Origin of the sequence: Mycobacterium sp. ITM-2016-00318 (assembly GCF_002968285.2) — a bacterium.
In the GTDB taxonomy this organism is placed as follows: domain Bacteria; phylum Actinomycetota; class Actinomycetes; order Mycobacteriales; family Mycobacteriaceae; genus Mycobacterium.
Window position 1 is genome coordinate 2,291,046 of sequence record NZ_CP134400.1, and the last position, 19,959, is coordinate 2,311,004.

Genomic DNA, 19,959 nt, shown 5'->3' on the forward strand with positions numbered 1-19,959 from the left:
GAGCGGGGGAAGCGCGACCGCCGCGAATTGTCGGTGGGCTGCTCTATCGTTTCGCAACAGTTCGATCACACGTTCTATTAATCGAACGGGTGATCGAGTACGGTTCGAACATAGGAGCGAACCAGCGAAGCGAAAGGCGAAGCAGATGACAGTTCTGGACACGCGAGAAGTCCTGGCAGGACCGGTCGTGCGGCGGCCTCAGCGCCCGCCTGCAGCGCGGCGTCCATACCGCACCCCGCAGAGCAGGCGGCGGCCGGCCGTTGCGCCGATGCGATACCGCGGTCCCGGTGTGGTGATGTCGCGGGCTTCCCACCGCAGGCGCCCGATCACCCCTGCCGCCACGGTCGGTCTGGCTCTGCTGGCCGCGCTGATCACGGTGTGGCTGGGTGTGGTGGCGCAGTTCGGCGGGGTCGTCGGCACTGCCGGCTCGTCGTCGCCGGTGCCGGACACGCTTTCTGTAGTCCAGGTACAGGCGGGGGAGACGCTCGCGCATGTCGCTCACCGGGTTGCCCCCGATGCGCCCGTCGCCCATGTCGTGGACCGCATCCGCGAACTCAACCAGCTCGAGTCCGCGTCGCTTGACGCCGGGCAGACCCTGATCGCCCCGGTCGGCTGAGCGTGTCATGCGCGATGAATCGCGCTGTCGCACAACGGCCATGATGCCGGCGCAGACCCGACAGGCCTCATTCCCGCGGACTTTCGCTTCCCGGCAGGGTGCAAAGGTACGCTCGGAGGCGTTCGATTCGGAAGTTTGTCGGCGCGGCGAAGGAGCAGTCATGCACTGTCCGTTCTGCCGCCATCCCGATTCCCGGGTCGTCGACTCGCGGGAAACCGACGAGGGCCAGGCGATCCGGCGTCGCAGGTCATGCCCTGAGTGCGGACGCCGGTTCACCACGGTGGAGACCGCCGTACTCGCGGTGGTGAAGCGCAGCGGGGTCACCGAGCCGTTCAGCCGCGAAAAGGTCATCAAGGGCGTGCGCCGGGCGTGCCAGGGCCGCGATGTCGACGATGACGCCCTGATGCTCTTGGCGCAGCAGGTGGAAGACGCCGTTCGCGCCACGGGCTCACCGGAAGTGGCGAGCCACGAAGTGGGGCTGGCCATCCTCGGCCCGCTCCGCGATCTCGACGAGGTCGCCTACCTGAGATTCGCTTCCGTGTACCGGTCGTTCTCGTCTGCCGACGATTTCGAACGCGAGATCGAGGCGTTGCGGGCTCATCGCGAGGTTCCGACGTCGGGCTGAGCGCGCAGCCGTCAGTCGATCTGCCGCGCCCCGTCGGTCACCACCCGACCCGCGACCCACACCCATCCGTCGGCACTCCACTGCGTCTTGATGACCGAGCCTTTGCCCTGGACGATAGTCAGGTCGCGGCTCAGGTGGTCGGTGATGCGAACGGCCGCCGCGCCCGTGGCCTCGTCCTCGGGTATGCCGAGACCGGGCGCGAACATCCGGGAGCGAAGGACGCCGTTGTCTTTGTCGGTCCACGTCCACAGGTAGTTCTCGACATCGTCGGGATAGTCGTCCGGTTCCGCCGCGAACAGCTCGTCGGTGGAGTCGAGCTCGTATATCGCGAACTCCGGCGCCCAACCGGCGCGCGCCCGGACGGCGGCGATGTCGTCGTCATAGCTCACCGCAACGACGCCGGCCGGCACCTGAAGTGTGCGGATCGGGCTGCCGATGTCGCGCAGCCACCACGACGCGCCGACGGTGGGGTGGCCGGCGAAGGGCAATTCGGTGGCGGGAGTGAAGATCCTGGCTTGTGCCGTCTTCGCGCCGGCCCTTGGAAGGTCGACGAATATCGTCTCGCTGTAACCGAGTGCGGTGGCGATCCGCTGTCGTTCAGCGGGTGCCACCGTCCTCGCGTCGACGACACCGAGCGGGTTGCCGAATTTCCCCTCCGCATCGGTGAAGACGCGCAGCACTGTCACGTCGATGGCCATGTGCCCGATGCTACGACGAACGCCGGCGGCGCACCTCAGGTGGCGCTGCGCTCGTCCGCGTCGATCGCGTCGAGGACCGCGACACGGGTGCCGATCGGGCCCGAGATCGTCTCGTCCCCGGCGCCGTCGCGCAGCAGGCCCCGCAACAACTCCTGGTCGTAGGTGGCGGGCTCGGATGAATCGATGAAGCGCTCGACGATCTCGACGAAGCGATCGGGGTCGTCGTGGAAGGGGAAGTGCCCGGCGCCTTCGAATATCTCCAGCTGTGAGCCGGGCATCGCGGCGTGGGCGAGTAGTGCGTGGCTGACGGGGATCACCGAATCCCGCGAGCCCCAGATAAGTTGCACTGGCACGGATTTGGTTAGATAACATCGGTCCAGCATGGTGACGACCTGGCCGCGCCAGTCGACCACTGCGCGAAGTGTGCGGGCGAAGGCCGAAGATGCGGTGGGCTCAGGGAGATCCTTGAGAATGCGCAGCATCTGCGGCAGGTCGCGACCCACCCCGGTTCTGCCGATGGCAAGCCCGGCGATCCGACCCGCCGCCTGTACGGCGGGTAGCACCAGCGGAAGACGTAGCAGCGCAAGGGCTTCGCTGCCCATCGGCAGGGACGCGATCCGCAGCGCGAAGTTCACGTCCTTGGTCACACCGCCGGCGCCGACCAGAATCAGTCGGTCCACCAGCTGGGGGAACTGGTAGGCGAACTGCATCGCGACGCCGCCGCCGAGAGAATGCCCGACCACCGTCACCCGCTCGATGTCGAGGACGCTGAGCAGGTCCCGCATCCCGTTCGCGTACGCCGCGACCGAGTAGTCGGCGCGGGGTTTGTCCGACTTGCCGTGCCCGAGCAGGTCCGGGGCGATAACCGTGAAGCGTTGCGCAAGAGTCGATTGCACGCTGCTCCACGTCGTGGAGTTGTCACCGATGCCGTGGATCAGCAGGATCGCAGGACCCGATCCGGCGATGCGGTAGGCGCGCCGGTAGCCGTGGATGGTGCGGTGCTCCAGGGTGGGCGTGAGCTCACGCACGGGCCGGAGATTGGGTTTTGCAGACTTTCGAGCCGTCATATAGCCAACCTCGTTGTCGGACCGGGTCGCGGTCTAATGGCCGTCGTCCCCGTCTTGGAAGCCTTCTTTTGTCTTTTTGTCCCGGGCCTGCTGCGCGAGAAAGCGTTCGAACTCGGCGCCGAGTTCGTCACCGCTGGGCAGATCCTCGTCGCGGGCCAGCAGTGATTTGTTCTCCTGGGCCGCGATGAAGGCATCGTACTGGCGCTCCAATGCCTCCACCACTTGAGCGACCTCGGCGCTCGACCCCACCTGTTCCTCGACTTTGGCCGCCACCTCGGCAGCGGCCTCCGACAGCGCCGCCAGTGGCAGCTGCAGCGAGCCGGACTTGGCCACCTGGGTCAGCAGCGCCTCGGCGGCAGCCGGGTAATCAGTCTGGGCCAGATAGTGCGGCACGTGCACGGTGAACCCGACCGAATCGTGTCCGTGCTGGGCCATGCGGTACTCCAGCAGATTGGACACGCTGCCGGGGACCTGGACCTCGCCGACCCACGGGGTGTGTCCGGCGATCAGCTCCTTGTTGCTGGCGTGGGCGGTCAGCGTTATCGGACGGGTGTGCGGAACCGCCATCGGAATTGTCCCGAGCCCGATCGTCTGCCGGACGCCGAGCCGCTCGGCGAGCAGCCGCACCGCTCTGATGAAGCGCTCCCAGCGCAAGTCCGGTTCCATGCCCGCGAGCAGTAGAAATGGGGTGCCGACACTGTCGTGCAGGGCGTAGAGGCTGAGCTCGGGTTCTTCGTAATGGGTGAAGTGGTCGGTCCGAAAGGTCATCAACGGCCGGCGCGACCGGTAGTCGAGCAGCTCGTCGATGGCGAACGATGCGACCAATTCCGTGTCAAGTGAGTCCTTCAGGTGCTGCGCGGACAGTCGGATGGCGTGCCCGGCGTCCGAGAACCCCTCCAACGCGTGGACCAGCACCGGCCCGCGCCCATCTGACGACGACAGCTCGGGTGCGGGGAACTCCAGCTCGTACATCCCGCTCTGGTCGGGTTCGTAGCGCTGGTCCTGCTTGTCGTGCTCTTCGCTGATGGGGCTCACCTCCTAGATCACCGCGACCTCCAGTGTCTCATTCGCCGCACCCGCGCTCTCGCGTGCACGTGTAGCGACACTGTGACGCGGTGATCGGGCAAGATCGGATCCATGCGGGTGTCGGTGGCGCTGGTGGCCGGGCTGCTGGCCTCCACAGCCGGCTGCGCTGCCGCCGCGCCCCCGCCCGAGCCGCGCGCGTCCGTCCCGCCGTCGGCGCCGAGTAGGACGGCGGCCGCCCCGGTACCGCCGGACCCGAAGGTCGGCGCGCTGTTCCTTGGTGCGGGCGATCTGCATACCTGCACCGCGGGCGTGCTCGACGCGAAAGGCGGCGATCTGATCCTCACCGCCGCGCACTGCGTCGCCGAGGACGTCGACACCACGTTCGTCGCAGGCTTCTTCGACACCGCGGACCAGGGCGACATCTGGCGCGTCGACGGGATCTATCTCGACCCCCGCTGGGTGCAGAACCAGGATCCCTTGGCGGACTTCGCGATTCTGCGAGTGGCCCGCGACGGCGGTGGCACCGTCGAGACCGAGGCGGGCGGCGGGCTGACGATCGGTACGGCGCCCAAACCGGGTACCGAGGTCACCGTCACCGGATACGGGCTCGGTGTCGGCGGCGGACCGATCGGCTGCAAGGGCGAAACGGAGTCGGCGCAGGAAGGGTTTCCGTCGCTGCCGTGCGGAGGGCTGATCGGTGGGACACGCGGTTCGCCGTGGACGATCGGATCGACCGTCACCGGCTTAGTCGGCGGGCTCGACGGCGGTGGATGCGACGAAAACGTCTCGTACTCACCGCCGTTCGACGAAAAGGTCGTCGCGCTGAAGAAGACGGCGGACCATCCGACGCTGCACCTGCGGTATTCGACGACGACTGCTAGGTGCGGAACTGGCTGAGCGCGCGCAGTTTGTTCATCACGTCCAGCGCGGCCACCTTGTAGGCCTCCGAGAAGGTCGGATAGTTGAAGACGGCGTCCACCAGATACTCGACGGTGCCGCCGCAGCCCATCACGGCCTGGCCGATGTGCACCAGCTCGGTGGCGGTCGACCCGAAGATGTGCACACCGAGCAGCCTCAGATCCTCGGTCGAGACCAGGAGCTTGAGCATCCCGTACGAGTCGCCTGCGATCTGACCTCGGGCCAGCTCGCGGTAGCGGGACACCCCGACCTCGTAGGGGATCGAGTCGCGCGTCAGATCCACCTCGGTGGCGCCGACGTAGGACACCTCGGGAATGGAGTAGATGCCGATCGGCTGCAGCTCGGTGATGCCCTTCGTGGGCTCGCCGAACGCGTGGTAGGCCGCCAGCCTGCCCTGGTCCATCGAGGTCGCGGCAAGGGCGGGGAAGCCGATCACATCGCCGACGGCGTAGATGTGGTCGACCTTGGTCTGGAACTGGTCGTCGACGAAGATGCGTCCGCGCCTGTCGACCTCCAACCCGGCGTTCTCCGCGTCGAGGTGCTCGGTCTGGCCCTGGCGGCCCGCCGAGTACATCACCGTTTCGGCGGGGATCTGCTTCCCGCTGGCGAGCGTGGTCACCGTGCCCGCGGCGCCGACGTCGACGGCCGTCACCTCCTCGCCGAACCGGAATGTCACCGCCAAATCGCGTAAATGGAACTTCAGCGCCTCGACCACCTCCGGGTCGCAGAAATCCAGCATGCTGTCGCGCTTCTCGACGACCGTGACCTTCGTGCCGAGCGCGGCGAACATCGACGCGTACTCGATGCCGATCACGCCTGCGCCGACCACGACCATCGACTGGGGGAGGTGTTTGAGGTCCAGAATTCCGTCGGAGTCGAGCACCCTGTTCTCGTCGAACTCCACACCGGCGGGGCGCGCAGGCTTGGTTCCCGTGGCGATCACGATGTAATCGCCTCTGACGGTGGTTGTTTCGCCGCGAGTCTGGTCATCCACGGAGATGGTGTGCTCGTCGCGGAAACGGCCGTGGCCGGTGATCAGGTCGACGCGGTTGCGCATCAGCTGGCTGCGCACCACGTCCTGTTCCTTGGTGATGACATGGGAGGTGCGGGCCAGCAGGTCGGCGGGCGTGATCTTCTCCTTGACCCGGTAACTAGCGCCATAAAGCTCCCGCTGGCTCATACCGGTCAGGTAGACCACCGCTTCGCGAAGCGTCTTGGACGGGATGGTTCCGGTGTTCACGCAGACTCCGCCGAGCATCCTGCCCCGCTCGATGACAGCGACGGACTTGCCGAGCTTCGCCGCCGCGATGGCGGCCTTCTGCCCGCCGGGACCTGAACCGATGACGACGAGGTCGTACTCCAGCACCGAAGCCATACGTGAAGGTGTACGCCGTTTGCGGTGATCTCGCATGCTGACCCGGGCAATAGCGGCTACGGATCGGCTGTCGACACCTCTCCGCGCGCCTGAAAGCTAGCGACACCGGCCGATGAGACGATGGCGGCGATGTTGGACACGGTTCTGCGCCGGTCGCGGCTGTCGGTCGTCTGCTGTGGGCTGCTGGCGGCAGCACTCGTCGGTGCGTGCAGCCGTGTGGTGAGTGGCGCCGCGCAAGCCGGTGACCCGGCGGAGCGTCCCATTCGGCCGATCCCGGTGGCCGACTTGCTGATCGAGCCGAGCCGGTTTCCGGCCCGCTATCCGGCGGCTGTGGTGCCGCAGAAGGATGTGGACCGGGTGATGGCCGAAATCGACGGTGTGACAGCCGGATCCGATGTCACGCCGCCGGAATGTGCACCGCTGCCGGTGCTGGCCGACCAGCGGGCCGCCGCCCAGGGGACCGACGACGAGACCGGCGCCCGGCTGACGGTCACGGTGATCCGGCCGGTGCCGTCTGTCCGCGCCAGGGTGGCCCAGCTGACCGAATGCCCGTCGTTCACCAGCGTTGCGGACGGCGAGGCGGGCGTGGTGTCGGAGGTGACGGTTGAGCTGCGTCCCCCACCGCCCGTGGACGCCGACGACAGCTACGCCGTCGATCAGACCGTGACGCCGCAGTCAGGAGGCGCGCAGAACTCTCGGACGCTGACGCTCGTCGCGCTCGTCGGGGACGTCCAGGTGACGGGGTCGTGGCAGCAGCGAGGGTCTTCTGATGACTCACCCGACACCCAGGCGCTGGACACGCTGTTCAGCGACGCTGTGCTCAAGGTGCGTCGGGAGATTCCGCGCTAGCCGACTCATACCCAGTCGCGCATTCATCCACAGCCGCGGGGGCGGAAGCCGGTCGGCGGGCCATCAGGTCGGCAGGCGCGACGACTGTCGGGGCATGACGACATCGCAATCCGACTTCCAACTCAACCGACCCGGCGCGCTGATCGCGGCGCTGCCCGCTGTACTGGGCTTCGTGCCCGAGAAATCACTCGTGCTGGTGACTGTCGACCGTGGCGAGTTGGGCTGCGTTATGCGCGTTGATCTTTCGCCTGAGCTCTTGGGCTCCGTCGAACATCTGGCCGAGGTTGCGGCCGCGGCGTGTCCGGACGCGGCGATCGCGGTCGTCGTCGACGCCGAGGGTGCGGCCTGCCGGTTGTGCAACGACGAGTACCTGGCTCTGAGCAAGGAGTTGTCCGATCATCTGGCCGGTCACGCGATCGAACTGATCGACTTTCACGTCGTGGACACCGTCGGCCCGCACGGCCGTTGGCACAGCGCGGGCGGCGGTTGGGGCACCGTCGACGATCCCGCTGCGTCGCCGCTGGCGATGGCAGCGGTGCTGGACGGTCGACGGCTCTACGCCCGCCGCGAAGACCTGCAGGCCGTGATCACGATCGCCGACGCTGTGGCGAGCGAGGCACTGGGCGAGATGATCCGTGGTCAGGACGCCCTCGGCACGGACGCGAAGCGCGACGTCAGGGACGCGATGGCAGCGGGGGAGCGGGTCGCAGCGGGAGAAAGGCTGTCGCACGCGCTGACGGTCAGGCTGGCCCGCGCGCTCACCGATCCACAGGTCCGCGATGTGTTCTACGCGCTTGCGGTGGGAGACGCGGCTGCCCATGCCGAGGCGCTGTGGGCGGCGTTGGCCAGGACGCTTCCCGAGCCGTGGCGCGTCGAGGCCCTGGTGTTGTTGGCGTTCTCCGCCTATGCCCGCGGGGACGGGCCGTTGGCGGGGGTATCGCTGGAGGCGGCGCTTCGTTGCGATGCCGAGCACCGGATGGCGGGCATGCTGGACACCGCGCTGCAGTCGGGGATGCGGCCAGAACAGATCCGCGAACTCGCCGCGACGGGGTACCGTCTCGCAAAGCGTCTGGGTATCACATTGCCGCAGCCGCGGGATTTCGGCCGGCGGGCCGGTTGATCGTGTTGCGGCGCAGGCCTTTAGACCTTCTCGACTTTCACGGCGTGTGCCATCTCGTGGGGCAGTTCGACTTGCTCGTGCCCAGGGATGACGATCATGACGCCACCGTTGGGACCCGGTTCCACCGTCACGCGCGCGTTGGGAACCACGCCGGCGTCTTTGAGGCGAGCGATGAGGTTGACGTCACCCTGGACATGCTCGGTCAGTTGACGCACCACCACAGCCACCGGAAAGCCGGCAGGCAGCTCGGTCAGCCGCACCAGGCTGCGGTCCTCGGCGCCGAACGTATCGCCGACGCCCAACTCCGAAAGGCCGGGAATGGGGTTGCCGAACGGGGACACGGTCGGATTGTCGAGTACCTGTACCAGCCGGCGTTCGACGTCCTCGCTCATCACGTGCTCCCACCGGCAGGCCTCGGCGTGGACTTCCTCCCACGGCAGCCCGATGACGTCGACCAGCAGCCGTTCGGCGAGCCGGTGCTTGCGCATGACGGCGACGGCCAGCCCGCGGCCCTTGTCGGTCAGCTCCAGGTGCCGGTCGCCCGCGACGTGCAGCAGGCCGTCGCGCTCCATCCGCGAGACGGTCTGGCTCACGGTGGGGCCGCTCTGCTCGAGACGCTCGGCGATGCGCGCACGCAGCGGCACTACGCCCTCTTCTTCGAGGTCATAGATGGTGCGCAAGTACATCTCGGTGGTATCGACCAAATCGTTCATTGGCAGCCCTTCGTCACGGCTGAGTCTACCGGCCTAGCTGCGCGGATAAGTGTTCTCCGTCGCGGGCGTGTAACAGAAAGACCCGCCGGCTTTCACCGGCGGGCCTTTCTGGAGGGGGTCGTCAGCTGGCGTAGGAGCGCAACCGGTCGGCGCGTTCGCCGTTGCGCAGTTTGGCCATCACTTCGCGCTCGATCTGGCGCACACGCTCCCGGGACAGCCCGAAGAGCTTGCCGATCTGGTCGAGCGTGCGGGGCTGGCCGTCGTCCAGGCCGAACCGCAGGCGGATGACCTGCTGCTCGCGCTCGTCGAGCGTGGCGAGCACGTGGCGGATGTCGGTGTGCAGCAGCTCGGAGATGACGGCGTTTTCGGCCGACATCGCCTCGGCGTCTTCGATGAAGTCGCCCAGCGGGGCCTCTTCGTCGCTGCCGACGGGCATGTCCAGGCTCACGGGGTCACGGCTGTGCTCGAGCAGATCGTTGATCTTCTCGACCGGAATGCCCGACTCCTCTGACAGTTCCTCGTCGGTGGCCTCGCGGCCGAGATTCTGGTGCATTTCGCGCTTGATCCGGGCGAGCTTGTTGACCTGCTCGACGAGATGGACGGGCAGCCGGATGGTGCGGCTCTGGTCGGCCATGCCGCGGGTGATCGCTTGACGGATCCACCACGTGGCGTAGGTGGAGAACTTGAATCCCTTGGTGTAGTCGAACTTCTCCATCGCGCGGATCAGGCCGAGGTTGCCTTCCTGGATGAGGTCGAGCAGCGGCATGCCACGGCCGGTGTAGCGCTTCGCCAACGACACCACAAGGCGCAGGTTGGCCTCGAGCAGGTGGCTGCGGGCCGCCTGGCCGTCGCGGACGATGGCCGCGAGATCGCGTTTGCGGCTCTCGCCGAGGCGTTTACGGGTCGCCAGCAGATGCTGCGCGTAAAGGCCTGCCTCGATGCGCTTTGCCAACTCGACCTCGTCTGCTGCGTTCAGCAAAGCCGTTTTGCCAATGCCGTTCAGGTACACGCGCACGAGATCAGCGGCTGGACTCTGAGCGTCCAGATCGTGGTCAATGCGGCTTAACGTGGCATTAGCCATCAGGGCCTCCTGCTCGGCTCGAACTGTCAAGTACTTCAACGCCCAATAGGTACGAAGAGTTCCCAAGAACCGGCGGGTTCACACGTGTTGATCAGCGGTTTTGGCGCGATGGCCTGAGAATCGTCTGAGAATACGACTAGAGCTCGCTCAGGAAGGAACGTCGCCCGTCGGGTCGCCGCCGTCGTGTTGCGGTGCCCCCGGCGGTCGCTGCTCCAGCGACGGCCGTTCGGCGGTGGGGAACAACGGGATACGGCGCGCTTCGTAGCGCCGGGGCTCCTCGGCGCGGCGGGGCGGCCGGTCGTTGGCGATGAGTACAGCGATCCACGGCAACGGAATCGACGCTACGAGGATGGCCAACGAGATGAGCCCGTTGTGCCAGATGCCATAGGCGCCCGCGGCGAGGATCAGCGCCGGAATGCGGAACGCCATGATCGTCAGGTACTTGCGCACGCGCGCACGGTGCTGCTCCTCGTAAGCGGGGGCTGCGCGGGTGATGAGTACCGGTCGACCGTCGTCGTCGAAACCCAGCTCTTGGCCGTGTTTCATATGTCCACTGTTCCACAGGTTCGGGTCGACGAACCGATCGGTTTCTTACCGATGTATTGCCAGGCACAATGAACGCATGGAAACCCAGACGATCGAGCGCACCGACACCGACGAACGGGTCGACGACGGGACCGACAGCGACACCCCGAAGTACTTTCATTACGTCAAGAAGAACAAGATCGCCGAAAGCGCGGTCATGGGTTCGCACGTGGTCGCACTCTGCGGCGAGGTGTTCCCGGTCACCAAGGCTGCCAAGCCCGGATCGCCGGTGTGCCCGGACTGCAAGCGAATCTACGAGCAGCTCAAGAAGTAGCGACGTCGCCTTTCTGCGCCGCAGCCGAGGATGCGTCTGCCGTTGCCGAGCCGCCGTTGACGGACTCCAGCGACTCGGAGGCCTTCGCCCCGAGCCAGAACCGCAATCGTTTGGCGTGGGTGTCGGGAGCGGGCCACTCCTCCTGGACCGCAGCATTCAGTTCGGCGCCGATCATGATCGCGAAGCCGAGGAAGAACGCGAACAGGAGAAAGGCGATCGGCGTCGCCAGCGCGCCGTAGGTGTAACCGGTACTGGTGATGTAGGTCAGATAGACCCGCAATCCGATGGTGGTTATCAGGAAGACCAGCGTGGCAAGGACGGCTCCGAGCACGAGCCGATGCGACGGGAGAGCCTTTGGCAGGGACACCCGATACAGGAAGGTCACCGACACGAGCAGCCCGAGGATGAGCGCCGGGTAGTAGCCGTACTGCAGGACGTTGTCCCAACTCTGCGGGATGTGCTCGCCGATCTTCAGCGGGCCCAGTGCGACGAACGGTGCGGTGGCGATCGCCATCACCAGCATCGCCACGTAGAGCCCGAGTGCGAAGAAGCGTTGGCGCACCGGATGTCGCAACGGAGTCTGGTCGTGTGCCTCGGTGATCGAGTCGACGAAGGCGGACACTGCCGAGGAGCCGGCCCACAGGGAGATGACGAAGCCGAGTGACACCACCTCGCCGCGGGCGCCCTTGACGATGTCGCGGACGGTGGGCTCGATGATTTCGCTGACCACGTTCTGCGAGAAGAACCTGCTCGCGGTGTTGATCAGCTGCTCTTGGATCACCGGCAGCGTCTCGGGTCCGAACAAGGGCGCGATGTAGGCCAGGCTCCCGAGCATCCCGAGTAGGAGCGGCGGCAGCGAAAGCGCACACCAGAACGCGGCCTGCGCGGACTCCGAGAAGATCGAGTCGTCCCAGCTTTTGGACAGCGTCCGTTTGGTGATGTGCCAGATATGGTGTCTGGACGGCTTCACCGGAGGCTGGTCAGTCATGACCAGACCAGCATTCCTGACGGAGTGCCGGTGTGCGCAGCCGGGACGGGCTGGTGGAGTCAGGCGTCGACCGAGTCCGCCGAGTTCACTTCGAGGATGGCAGCCAACTCGATCAGCTTGGCTTCGTGCTCGTTAGCGTGGTGCTGACAAAACAGAAGTTCTGCGCCCGACGGCAGCTTTGCTCGCACGCGAGCAGCGGCGCCGCAACGGTCGCAGCGATCAGCCCGGGTCAGTTCGGGACTGGTCAGAGTTGCGTTCATGGCTCCTCCGTCTCTGCTCGTGGTGCCACCGTTAATACCCGGTTTCACGCATGTCCACTCTCTCAGACGTATGAGGATTCAGCGTTGTTCCCGAGTCGTACACGGGTGTGTCGTTTTTCACGCTCAGCGAAGTTGCGGGGAAGGCAGGCTGAAGAGATGCTCGTGCACATCTGTGCCGCTGACGAGTGGCAAGCCGCCGAGGGTCGCGGTGAGCACCGTCCCGGCTCGCTCGAAGCCGTCGGCTTCGTGCATCTTTCGGCTCGTGAGCAGGTACATCTACCGGCGAACCGGCTGTACGCCGGCCGCATGGATCTGCTCCTGCTGCACGTCGACCCGGCCCGGTTGACCGCACCGCTCCGGTGGGAGCCGGGCGTGCCGTCGGACCCGGAGTCGATGCTCTTTCCGCATCTGTACGGCGCGCTGCCGGTCGCGGCTGTGACAAGCGTCACGCCGTATCAGCCGGGACCGGACGGTTCGTTCCCACCGCTGACGTAGGCGTCGGCCTCGATCTCCACCATCAGTTCGGGCGAGATCAGCGCGGCAACCTCCACCATCGTGGTGACGGGACGAATGTCGCCGAACACCTCGGCGTGAACCGCGCCGATTTCTCGCCAGCGCGAGATATCCGTGACGAACATGCGGGTTCGCACCACGTCGGACATCGAGGCGCCGGCTTCGGCGAGCGCGGTCTCGATGCGACGCAGGATGTTCCGCGCTTGGTCGGCTGCGGTGTCGCCGGAAGCGGTGGTTCCCGCGACCACGACATGTGGTCCGATGCGGACCGCACGCGAATAGCCGACCTCGGCTTCGAACTTCGACCCGGACGACACATTGCGGCGATCGGTCACGTTACAAATTTAGAGCGGACTGTCGTTCTTGCGGAGTCGACTACATACACTGGGCCACCGTGAGCATTCTGGTGGGCTTCGCGCCGTGGTTCGTTTATTGGGTATTGGTCGGCAACGTGCCCTTCGAGGCCGCGGTGCTGGTGGCTCTCGGCGTGGCGGTGGCCTCGTTCGTGATCGGACGCGTCAAGCGCACGCCGGGGCGCACCCTCGAAATCGGCGCTATTGGAACCTTTGTCGTGCTGGCGATCCTGACGTTCACGCTCAGCCAGTCCTTCATGGAGCAGTGGATCCAGCCGCTGAGCAACGCGGGCATCTTCCTGGTCGCACTGGCCGGCATGCTGACCGGACGCCCGTTCGTGCGCGAGTTCGCCGAAGTCGATCAACCCGACGAGGTGATCGCGAGTGAAACATTCAAGCGCATCACGAATCTGCTGACCTGGATCTGGATCGGGGCGTTCGCCGGTATGACGGTGTCCTCGGCGATTCCGCCGATCGTCTACGGCGACGCCACCATCCTCGACACCAGGACGCCGTTGTCGTTCCTGTGCTACTGGATCATTCCGTTCACACTGCTGGGGCTGGCCGCGCTGGCCTCCCGGGTGCTGCCGGAGAAGATGGGGCCGAGCGACGACGAGGAACGCAAGACGTCGTTCGTCACCTTCGCCGAAGCGGAGATAGACCAGCTGATGTACGCCGCCACCGAGGCCGTCAACCGTGAGGTCGGCAAGAGCAAAGAGGCTTACGACATCAGGATCGGAAGCAAGGGCATCCCGCTGTCCGGTGACGAGACCCGCGAATCATGGCCTGCCACATACAAAGTCCGCCCGAAGCGGTAGAAGGACAATCACCGCAGGTGACTCGAACGCGCTGAATTCTCCGCCGAAGAGCACCGTTCCTGACGACGCCCGGGCGCTGGTCGACGTCGTGGCTGCTACCGCACTCGAGGGATGACAGCACCCCTTAGTCTTTGCGTACGCAATCACTTTCACTATCGGTTGTTGACTTAAAAGTTTGCCAAGAGTTTGCTTTTCTTCAGTCATCGGGAGTGGGTCGGGGTTTCTTGGGGGAGGACGACGTGTCCCTTTATGCCAATAACCGGAGTGCCTTGTCGGCGCTGATCTCGGCGGTCGGTCTCGCGGCGGCGGCGCTCACGATGAGCCCGCAGGCAGCCGCGAAATGGCCCGCCGCCGAGCCGTGTGTGTCGCCTAGCGGCCTGACGTTGAAACAGCAGTACGGGTATTCGGTCGCGGTGGTCACCCCGACCTGCAGCCAGCTTCCGGTCGGGCAGAGGTGGGCCGTGTCGATCCCGTGGATCGTGGCGTCGAGTTTTGAGCAGAAGCCGTCCGGCTTCGAGACGGATTACGCCACACCTCTCGACGACTTCAGGGGCAAGCTCAACAGCATCGAGTACACCGTCGACGCGGGAACGGCCTATCAGACCAACCGGTCCTTCCCCGGCGACAACAAGCTCTGGACCGGCCAACTCCCGTCGGCGCCCGGCCAGCAGGCCATCAACACCGTCGGCCTCGGCTCGCTCGACCCCCTGCCGCTGGGCACCCACACCGCCGAGGTGTCCTGGAAGCTGACCGCGCCGCACTGCGACGGGTTCTCCGCGGATCAAGGCACCAGCTGCCTGCCGCAGGGCGAGACGGTGGTCAAGCGCGTCACCTTCACGGTCATCGACCCGCACGCCCAAGCCGGTCAAAGCTAGGGAATCACCCCATACCTGCGCCGGCTCAGGCGCTGCCCGACTGCTATAGCGAAGCAGCGGGGTACCAGTTCGCCGGCGGAGAAGTGATCATTCACTACCCCGAGACGGACGCAGAAACGAAATTCAATGCCCCTCGCGGCATAACGGTGGATGCTCCTGCGGAAACCTTCTACGGAAACGGCACCAGCCTAAGGGTCGAGTCAGCGGGAAGATCGACAAGGGCGGCAATTGGATAAATCTCACCGTGACGAGAGGGTCCAAGTACCCACCCCTACTTCTCAGCGGTGCCGTCGACCCCGACAACACGGCGTCCGGGAACCTCACCTACGGGATTCACGACATGCAGGAGTGGGATTCACCCACTCAGCTTGTGTGCATTCCCGGCGCGACGGTGGAGGACCGACCGGCTGCACCTGCACCAGAGCCCGTAGCGGCGCCGGCTGACGCAGGCGCGGGTACGGCACCGGCCGAGGCGCAGGCACCCCCGCCTGAGGAGGCCGCGGCCCCACCGCCCGAGCAGAACCAGCCCTGCATCCCGGACCCGTTCGACCTCAACTTCCCCGGGGCGTGCTGACGCCGGCCGGCTACGGCGAATCTCACGTTTTCGTCGATTTCGGTTTGCAGCGCTCGAAACTGGGCAAACATGGCCGGCGAGCGGCTAGACCGGGTTGTGGTCGCAGGTTGCTCGACAGGCAGTAGCTCGGGCAACAACCCTTGCGTCCAACAGCGCGCGCCCGCCGGGCTCTGCCGATTACAGGGGACCCATCTGGGCATGCCAAGACGCCGCCTGCGAGGCCCACTCCCAGGTGGTGTGGCACTCGCACACCGCGTGAGCCGGTGGTCTCGAGAAACGAGTCCAGGTACTCGCGCACTAGGAACCGATGAACGCTGTCCGAACCAGCAACGTCGCAGGTGATCTCAGAACGTAATAGAGGTAAATATCTTTGACTGAGCGACGGCCTTTGGCTGGCCTATGTCCGTTCATAGCGGCGCCACATCAATGCCGAGTAACTGTCCGGGGCTGATCGCGACGCGCGGGGTCGACCATCTGTCAAAGCCGCAGTTAAATGGTCAGAGTCAGGGATCGTTCGATCCAACATCGACTCTGGGAGGTCATCGTGTCAGGCACCGTCGCTCGAGTCAGCGAGATCAGCGCAAGGTCAGACACCAGTTTCGAAGACGCCGTGACCCTTGGCCTTGATCGGGCCAACGCGACGCTGCGTGGTGTCACGTCGGCCTGGATAAAGGAGCAGTCGGTGGATGTGGAGAACGGGAAGGTTGTCGGCTACCGCGTCAACATGCTCGTCACCTTCGTCCTTGAGTAGCCAGAACCTCGGGGGCTAGCCCGGTCGATTCCGAGGGCTCCTGGGGCAACTAACAAACCCCTGAGGGCGGCCACCAAGACGCAGCACCGCCGCGGCTAGTGGTAGGTGAAAGCGCTTGCACGGCAGATGTTTCACCCGGGCTGTGTCACGGCGTCGGCGGCGGCTGAAGGTCAGTGCCCCCGTCCGTGGCGGTGGCGTTGTAGCCGGTTTCGCCGTCGCCGCCGTAGGTGCCGGCGACGGCGGTCGTTGGCTGTTGTCGACTGTGTTGGTGACCTTGGTGGTGTTATTGCTGTTGTTCGTGCCTAAAGCAGGAAGTTTTCGACGGGCCATGCCGATCTTGACTGGCTGCGCTGTACATGTCGACATTTCGTGACTGACCGGCAAAAGTGCTGGTCAGGGCAAGTGCAGGGAGTGGTGCTCAGTCGAGGTAGTCGCGCAGCACCTGAGAACGGCTGGGGTGACGCAACTTCGACATCGTCTTGCTCTCGATCTGTCGGATGCGCTCACGGGTGACGCCGTACACCTGACCGATCTCGTCGAGCGTGCGCGGCTGTCCGTCGGTGAGACCGAACCGCAGCCGCACCACGCCCGCCTCGCGCTCGGACAGTGTCTCGAGGACCGACTGCAACTGATCCTGCAGCAGCGTGAAGCTCACCGCGTCGACGGCGACAACGGCCTCGCTGTCCTCGATGAAATCGCCGAGCTGCGAGTCGCCTTCGTCACCGATGGTCTGGTCGAGCGAGATCGGCTCACGCGCGTACTGCTGGATCTCCAGCACCTTCTCGGGCGTGATGTCCATTTCCTTGGCGAGCTCTTCTGGCGTCGGCTCACGGCCAAGGTCCTGGAGCAGTTCACGCTGGATCCGACCGAGCTTGTTGATCACCTCGACCATGTGCACCGGAATGCGAATGGTGCGCGCTTGGTCGGCCATGGCGCGGGTGATAGCCTGCCGAATCCACCAGGTGGCATAGGTGGAGAACTTGTAACCCTTTGTGTAATCGAACTTCTCGACGGCACGGATCAGGCCGAGGTTGCCCTCCTGAATGAGGTCGAGGAACGCCATGCCGCGGCCGGTGTAGCGCTTGGCCAGTGACACGACGAGGCGCAGGTTCGCCTCAAGCAGATGGTTTTTCGCGCGATCTCCGTCGCGGCAGATCCACGCCATGTCCCGACGCTGCGCGGCGGGCAGCTTCTCGCCCTTGTCGGCTATTTCGGCCATCAACTGCGTCGCGTAGAGGCCTGCTTCGATCCGCTTCGCGAGCTCGACTTCCTCTTCGGCGTTGAGCAGCGCGACCTTGCCGATCTGCTTGAGGTAGGCGCGCACGGAGTCTGCCGACGCGGTGAGCTCGGCGTCCTTGCGCGCCTGTCGCAGCGCCTCGGACTCCTCCTCGTCCCAGACGAAGTCGCCCGAAGCCTTGTCCTTCTCGCTGGGTTCGGCGATCTCGTCGTCCGCGGGGGCCGGGGTGATCACTGCCGGTTCGCCCTTGCCCTTCGCCTTCGGTTTGGCGGCGCCCGTCTCGTCCTCGGCGGCTTCGTCCTCGGAGTCGGCGTCGAGATCTTCGAGCTCGACCTCCTCCTCAACGAGTACGTCCGGCTCGCCGTCGAGTTCGTCGGTGGTTTCGATCTCCTCGTCCTCGGTCCCGACGGCCTTCGTGGTCGTCGGCTCCGCGGAGGTCGCCTTCTTGGCGCGGCTACGCGGTGCGGCGCCGTCGCTCTTGGCCTTGGTCGCCTTCGCGGCCTTGGCTGGCTTGGCTGCCGCGGCGCGGGTCTTGGAGGCGGCGGGCTTGTCCGCCTTCGTCGGGCTCGCGGATGCCTTGGTGGCCCGCTTGGCCGGAGATCCGTTGGTCGCCTTGGCTGCCGCGGCCTTCTTGGCTGGGGTCTTGGTAGCGGTGCGCTTCGCCGGCTTTGTGGCTGCCGGGCTTGCCTTTGTCGCTGCCACGTCACCCTTTCGTTCATGAGGATTCCGATGGCCTGGGGGCGTGCACCATCGAAAAGCGTCAGCTATGTCGAATGTGGCGTTGATCTCTGCGGGGGATACTCGCCGCTTTTCGGTCGCGGCCGCCGACCACCATTGTAACGACAGTGTGGGATAACGCCGCGTCCAGCGGCAAATTTGACGCCTTCGGGCGTGGCTACTTGGCAGTAGCGGTCACGTCGATGTCCGCAGCCATCGCCGCTCCGACGATCCCCGCGGTGTTCTGCAGGGTCGCGGCCACGACCGGCGTGCGGTTCTGCAGCAGCGGAATCCACTTCTCGGCCTTGCGGCTGATGCCTCCACCGGCGATGAACAGATCGGGCCAAATGGCGTTCTCGATCGCGACGAGCACCTTGGTGACCTCTTTGCACCAGCGCTCGTAACTCCAATCCTTGGCCTCCTTCACCGAGGACGCCGCCCGATGCTCGGCCTCCTTGCCGCCGACCTCGAGGTGTCCGAACTCGGTGTTGGGCAGCAGCACGCCGTTGTGGATCACGGCCGAACCGATGCCGGTGCCGAAGGTCAGAAGCACGATGACGCCCGTGTTGTCGCGGCCTGCGCCGAACTTCTCCTCGGCAAGTCCGGCGGCATCGGCGTCGTTGAGGACGGTCACCTGCTGCCCGTCGAGCTCCTTGCCGAAGAACTGACTGGCATTGCAGCCGATCCAGGCCTTGTCGACGTTGGCGGCCGTGCGCACGACGCCCTCGGTCACCACACCGGGATAGGTGACGCCGACCCTTTCGGTCCAGCCGAACTCGCGAACGACCGCGGCGACGGTCTTGGTGACCGCTTCCGGTGTGGCCGGCTGGGGTGTCGCGAGCTTGAAGCGCTCGCCGATCAGCTGGCCGGTGCCGAGGTCGACGATGCCGCCCTTGACGCCGCTGCCGCCCACGTCAACGCCCAGTCCCCGGCGCTGCGGACCTCCGTCGGTGCTGGGATCGGCTCCGGGTGAATCGGTCGCGGTCATGTGGCCACACATTAGTGGCTCGGCGGTGCTTTGGTGGGGCTGCCGGGGCATCCGTTATCGACTATTTGTGCTGCGATGAACAGGTGGAAAACCTCGACCTCGATCCGACCGAACTCCGCTCGGTCGCGCAGCGGTTGGCCGCCGAGGCCGCCGACTTCGTGCGGCACCGTCGCGATGAGGTGTTCAGCGGCGAACCGCAACGGGAATCGACAGGAGATGCGGTGCGTGCCAAGAGCACGCCGACCGACCCCGTGACGATCGTGGACACCGAAACCGAACGGCTGCTACGAGATCGGCTCGCTGAGCTGCGGCCCGGTGAGCACGTGCTCGGTGAGGAGGGCGGTGGGCGCCCGGACGATTCGGCGGGCCGTCCGACCTGGGTGGTCGACCCCATCGACGGCACGGTGAACTTCGTCTACGGGCTACCCGCGTACGTGGTCTCGGTGGCCGTGCAAGTCGACGGGCAGTCGGTTGCGGGCGCCGTCGCCAACGTCGTCGACGGTGCGGTGTACTCGGCGGCGCGCGGCCGCGGCGCGCATGTGAGGCACGGGTCCACCACGGTGCCGCTGCGGGCAAGTCTTGTCGACGAGCTGTCAATGTCCTTGGTGGGCACCGGGTTCGGCTACGACCCGCAGCTTCGTCGACGCCAGGCCGCCGTGCTCGCGTCGCTGCTGCCGCAGATCCGCGATATCCGGCGGTTGGGTTCGGCGGCGCTGGATCTGTGCCTGGTCGCCGCGGGCCGACTCGACGCCTACTACGAGGAGAACCTCAACGTGTGGGACTGGGCGGCCGGCGCGCTGATCGCCGCTGAGGCGGGTGCCCTGGTTCGGGTGCCTCCGATGGGCGGAGCCGAGGAGGGCAGGGGGTTGGTCGTCGCCGCCGGGCCCGGCGTCAGTGCCGCGTTCGCCGACGCGCTCGCTCGAGCAGGCGGTGGCTGA

Annotated in this window: 24 protein-coding genes; 12 read left to right on the plus strand and 12 right to left on the minus strand. The window is 66.0% G+C overall.

Annotated features, from left to right (window positions below; genetic code table 11):
• Nucleotides 1-145: 145 nt before the first annotated feature.
• Complete coding sequence (locus tag C6A82_RS11110; RefSeq protein ID WP_105344732.1) at nt 146-616, plus strand: LysM peptidoglycan-binding domain-containing protein; 471 nt, start codon at nt 146-148, stop codon at nt 614-616.
• Nucleotides 617-776: 160 nt separating this feature from the next.
• Nucleotides 777-1,241 (plus strand): transcriptional regulator NrdR, encoded by a 465-nt coding sequence (gene nrdR, locus C6A82_RS11115; RefSeq protein WP_105344730.1) that lies wholly within the window; start codon nt 777-779, stop codon nt 1,239-1,241.
• 11 nt (nt 1,242-1,252) lie between these two features.
• On the opposite strand, the gene C6A82_RS11120 is transcribed toward nrdR, so the two are convergent.
• The 3 genes from C6A82_RS11120 to C6A82_RS11130 are packed head-to-tail and all read right to left on the minus strand — an operon-like array spanning nt 1,253 to nt 3,978.
• Nucleotides 1,253-1,939 carry a PhzF family phenazine biosynthesis protein gene (locus C6A82_RS11120; RefSeq protein ID WP_105344728.1) on the minus strand — a complete coding sequence of 229 codons (687 nt, stop codon included), beginning with the start codon at nt 1,937-1,939 and terminating at the stop codon, nt 1,253-1,255.
• Nucleotides 1,940-1,974: 35 nt separating this feature from the next.
• Nucleotides 1,975-3,006, minus strand: coding sequence for an alpha/beta fold hydrolase (locus C6A82_RS11125; protein WP_105344726.1), 1,032 nt, complete (start codon nt 3,004-3,006; stop codon nt 1,975-1,977).
• Between the two features lie 33 nt (nt 3,007-3,039).
• Nucleotides 3,040-3,978, minus strand: coding sequence for a PAC2 family protein (locus C6A82_RS11130; RefSeq protein ID WP_311101878.1), 939 nt, complete (start codon nt 3,976-3,978; stop codon nt 3,040-3,042).
• Between the two features lie 165 nt (nt 3,979-4,143).
• Between C6A82_RS11130 and C6A82_RS11135 the strand changes: the two genes are divergently transcribed.
• Nucleotides 4,144-4,929, plus strand: a complete 786-nt coding sequence (locus C6A82_RS11135; RefSeq protein WP_233217166.1) for a serine protease — start codon at nt 4,144-4,146, stop codon at nt 4,927-4,929.
• Here C6A82_RS11135 and sthA read toward each other — a convergent pair.
• A complete protein-coding gene (gene sthA / locus C6A82_RS11140) occupies nt 4,910-6,316 on the minus strand; it encodes a Si-specific NAD(P)(+) transhydrogenase (RefSeq protein WP_199193964.1) in 1,407 nt (468 codons plus the stop codon). The genes C6A82_RS11135 and sthA overlap by 20 nt on opposite strands.
• Nucleotides 6,317-6,454: 138 nt before the next feature.
• Between sthA and C6A82_RS11145 the strand changes: the two genes are divergently transcribed.
• Together C6A82_RS11145 and C6A82_RS11150 are read left to right on the plus strand one after the other, a co-directional pair.
• Nucleotides 6,455-7,174 carry a hypothetical protein gene (locus C6A82_RS11145; RefSeq protein ID WP_233217167.1) on the plus strand — a complete coding sequence of 240 codons (720 nt, stop codon included), beginning with the start codon at nt 6,455-6,457 and terminating at the stop codon, nt 7,172-7,174.
• A gap of 94 nt (nt 7,175-7,268) precedes the next feature.
• The gene (locus C6A82_RS11150; protein WP_105349017.1) at nt 7,269-8,294 is read left to right on the plus strand and encodes a DUF4192 domain-containing protein; all 1,026 of its coding nucleotides are present in this window, start codon (nt 7,269-7,271) and stop codon (nt 8,292-8,294) included.
• Nucleotides 8,295-8,314: 20 nt separating this feature from the next.
• On the opposite strand, the gene C6A82_RS11155 is transcribed toward C6A82_RS11150, so the two are convergent.
• The 3 genes from C6A82_RS11155 to C6A82_RS11165 form a co-directional block, all read right to left on the minus strand.
• Nucleotides 8,315-9,007 carry a metal-dependent transcriptional regulator gene (locus tag C6A82_RS11155; protein ID WP_105349019.1) on the minus strand — a complete coding sequence of 231 codons (693 nt, stop codon included), beginning with the start codon at nt 9,005-9,007 and terminating at the stop codon, nt 8,315-8,317.
• A 121-nt stretch (nt 9,008-9,128) separates the two neighbouring features.
• Nucleotides 9,129-10,091: a sigma-70 family RNA polymerase sigma factor gene (locus tag C6A82_RS11160; RefSeq protein ID WP_255419281.1), complete on the minus strand. Its 963-nt coding sequence runs from the start codon at nt 10,089-10,091 to the stop codon at nt 9,129-9,131.
• A 144-nt stretch (nt 10,092-10,235) separates the two neighbouring features.
• Complete coding sequence (locus tag C6A82_RS11165) at nt 10,236-10,652, minus strand: DUF3099 domain-containing protein (RefSeq protein ID WP_105349022.1); 417 nt, start codon at nt 10,650-10,652, stop codon at nt 10,236-10,238.
• A gap of 58 nt (nt 10,653-10,710) precedes the next feature.
• Between C6A82_RS11165 and C6A82_RS11170 the strand changes: the two genes are divergently transcribed.
• Nucleotides 10,711-10,947 (plus strand): DUF3039 domain-containing protein, encoded by a 237-nt coding sequence (locus C6A82_RS11170; RefSeq protein ID WP_105349024.1) that lies wholly within the window; start codon nt 10,711-10,713, stop codon nt 10,945-10,947.
• Here the strand turns inward: C6A82_RS11170 and C6A82_RS11175 are convergent.
• Nucleotides 10,937-11,935, minus strand: coding sequence for a YihY/virulence factor BrkB family protein (locus C6A82_RS11175; RefSeq protein ID WP_105349026.1), 999 nt, complete (start codon nt 11,933-11,935; stop codon nt 10,937-10,939). The genes C6A82_RS11170 and C6A82_RS11175 overlap by 11 nt on opposite strands.
• Nucleotides 11,936-11,994: 59 nt before the next feature.
• A complete protein-coding gene (locus C6A82_RS11180) occupies nt 11,995-12,195 on the minus strand; it encodes a hypothetical protein (RefSeq protein ID WP_105349027.1) in 201 nt (66 codons plus the stop codon).
• Nucleotides 12,196-12,351: 156 nt separating this feature from the next.
• Here C6A82_RS11180 and C6A82_RS11185 point away from each other — a divergent pair, with 156 nt between their 5' ends.
• On the plus strand, nt 12,352-12,690 hold the full coding sequence (locus C6A82_RS11185; protein WP_105349029.1) for a DUF952 domain-containing protein: 339 nt from the start codon (nt 12,352-12,354) through the stop codon (nt 12,688-12,690).
• On the opposite strand, the gene C6A82_RS11190 is transcribed toward C6A82_RS11185, so the two are convergent.
• Nucleotides 12,651-13,043 (minus strand): RidA family protein, encoded by a 393-nt coding sequence (locus C6A82_RS11190; RefSeq protein WP_105349031.1) that lies wholly within the window; start codon nt 13,041-13,043, stop codon nt 12,651-12,653. The two genes, C6A82_RS11185 and C6A82_RS11190, sit on opposite strands and share 40 nt — an antisense overlap.
• A 59-nt stretch (nt 13,044-13,102) precedes the next feature.
• Between C6A82_RS11190 and C6A82_RS11195 the strand changes: the two genes are divergently transcribed.
• The 4 genes from C6A82_RS11195 to C6A82_RS11210 all read left to right on the plus strand — a co-directional run bounded on the left by C6A82_RS11195 (nt 13,103) and on the right by C6A82_RS11210 (nt 16,079).
• Entirely contained in the window at nt 13,103-13,879 is a 777-nt protein-coding gene (locus C6A82_RS11195) for a hypothetical protein (RefSeq protein WP_105349032.1), read from the plus strand.
• Nucleotides 13,880-14,118: 239 nt separating this feature from the next.
• Nucleotides 14,119-14,754, plus strand: a complete 636-nt coding sequence (locus C6A82_RS11200; protein WP_142406058.1) for a hypothetical protein — start codon at nt 14,119-14,121, stop codon at nt 14,752-14,754.
• A gap of 244 nt (nt 14,755-14,998) precedes the next feature.
• Entirely contained in the window at nt 14,999-15,328 is a 330-nt protein-coding gene (locus C6A82_RS11205; protein WP_105349036.1) for a hypothetical protein, read from the plus strand.
• Between the two features lie 544 nt (nt 15,329-15,872).
• On the plus strand, nt 15,873-16,079 hold the full coding sequence (locus C6A82_RS11210) for a dodecin family protein (protein WP_233217168.1): 207 nt from the start codon (nt 15,873-15,875) through the stop codon (nt 16,077-16,079).
• 418 nt (nt 16,080-16,497) lie between these two features.
• Here C6A82_RS11210 and C6A82_RS11215 read toward each other — a convergent pair whose 3' ends face one another.
• Both C6A82_RS11215 and ppgK read right to left on the minus strand, forming a co-directional pair.
• Complete coding sequence (locus tag C6A82_RS11215; protein ID WP_105349039.1) at nt 16,498-18,018, minus strand: RNA polymerase sigma factor; 1,521 nt, start codon at nt 18,016-18,018, stop codon at nt 16,498-16,500.
• A 193-nt stretch (nt 18,019-18,211) separates the two neighbouring features.
• On the minus strand, nt 18,212-19,021 hold the full coding sequence (gene ppgK, locus C6A82_RS11220; protein ID WP_105349040.1) for a polyphosphate--glucose phosphotransferase: 810 nt from the start codon (nt 19,019-19,021) through the stop codon (nt 18,212-18,214).
• 83 nt (nt 19,022-19,104) lie between these two features.
• Here ppgK and C6A82_RS11225 point away from each other — a divergent pair, with 83 nt between their 5' ends.
• Nucleotides 19,105-19,959: an inositol monophosphatase family protein gene (locus C6A82_RS11225; protein WP_199193963.1), complete on the plus strand. Its 855-nt coding sequence runs from the start codon at nt 19,105-19,107 to the stop codon at nt 19,957-19,959.

What these genes read in the sequence shown, in the direction of transcription:
- C6A82_RS11180 (WP_105349027.1), bottom strand. Translation starts at nt 12,195, where the DNA reads ATGAACGCAACTCTGACCAGTCCCGAACTGACCCGGGCTGATCGCTGC.
- C6A82_RS11175 (WP_105349026.1), bottom strand. Translation starts at nt 11,935, where the DNA reads ATGACTGACCAGCCTCCGGTGAAGCCGTCCAGACACCATATCTGGCAC.
- C6A82_RS11150 (WP_105349017.1), top strand. Translation starts at nt 7,269, where the DNA reads ATGACGACATCGCAATCCGACTTCCAACTCAACCGACCCGGCGCGCTG.
- C6A82_RS11185 (WP_105349029.1), top strand. Translation starts at nt 12,352, where the DNA reads ATGCTCGTGCACATCTGTGCCGCTGACGAGTGGCAAGCCGCCGAGGGT.
- C6A82_RS11130 (WP_311101878.1), bottom strand. Translation starts at nt 3,978, where the DNA reads ATGTACGAGCTGGAGTTCCCCGCACCCGAGCTGTCGTCGTCAGATGGG.
- ppgK (WP_105349040.1), bottom strand. Translation starts at nt 19,021, where the DNA reads ATGACCGCGACCGATTCACCCGGAGCCGATCCCAGCACCGACGGAGGT.
- C6A82_RS11155 (WP_105349019.1), bottom strand. Translation starts at nt 9,007, where the DNA reads ATGAACGATTTGGTCGATACCACCGAGATGTACTTGCGCACCATCTAT.
- C6A82_RS11110 (WP_105344732.1), top strand. Translation starts at nt 146, where the DNA reads ATGACAGTTCTGGACACGCGAGAAGTCCTGGCAGGACCGGTCGTGCGG.
- C6A82_RS11125 (WP_105344726.1), bottom strand. Translation starts at nt 3,006, where the DNA reads ATGACGGCTCGAAAGTCTGCAAAACCCAATCTCCGGCCCGTGCGTGAG.
- C6A82_RS11170 (WP_105349024.1), top strand. Translation starts at nt 10,711, where the DNA reads ATGGAAACCCAGACGATCGAGCGCACCGACACCGACGAACGGGTCGAC.
- C6A82_RS11120 (WP_105344728.1), bottom strand. Translation starts at nt 1,939, where the DNA reads ATGGCCATCGACGTGACAGTGCTGCGCGTCTTCACCGATGCGGAGGGG.
- C6A82_RS11145 (WP_233217167.1), top strand. Translation starts at nt 6,455, where the DNA reads ATGTTGGACACGGTTCTGCGCCGGTCGCGGCTGTCGGTCGTCTGCTGT.
- nrdR (WP_105344730.1), top strand. Translation starts at nt 777, where the DNA reads ATGCACTGTCCGTTCTGCCGCCATCCCGATTCCCGGGTCGTCGACTCG.
- C6A82_RS11135 (WP_233217166.1), top strand. Translation starts at nt 4,144, where the DNA reads ATGCGGGTGTCGGTGGCGCTGGTGGCCGGGCTGCTGGCCTCCACAGCC.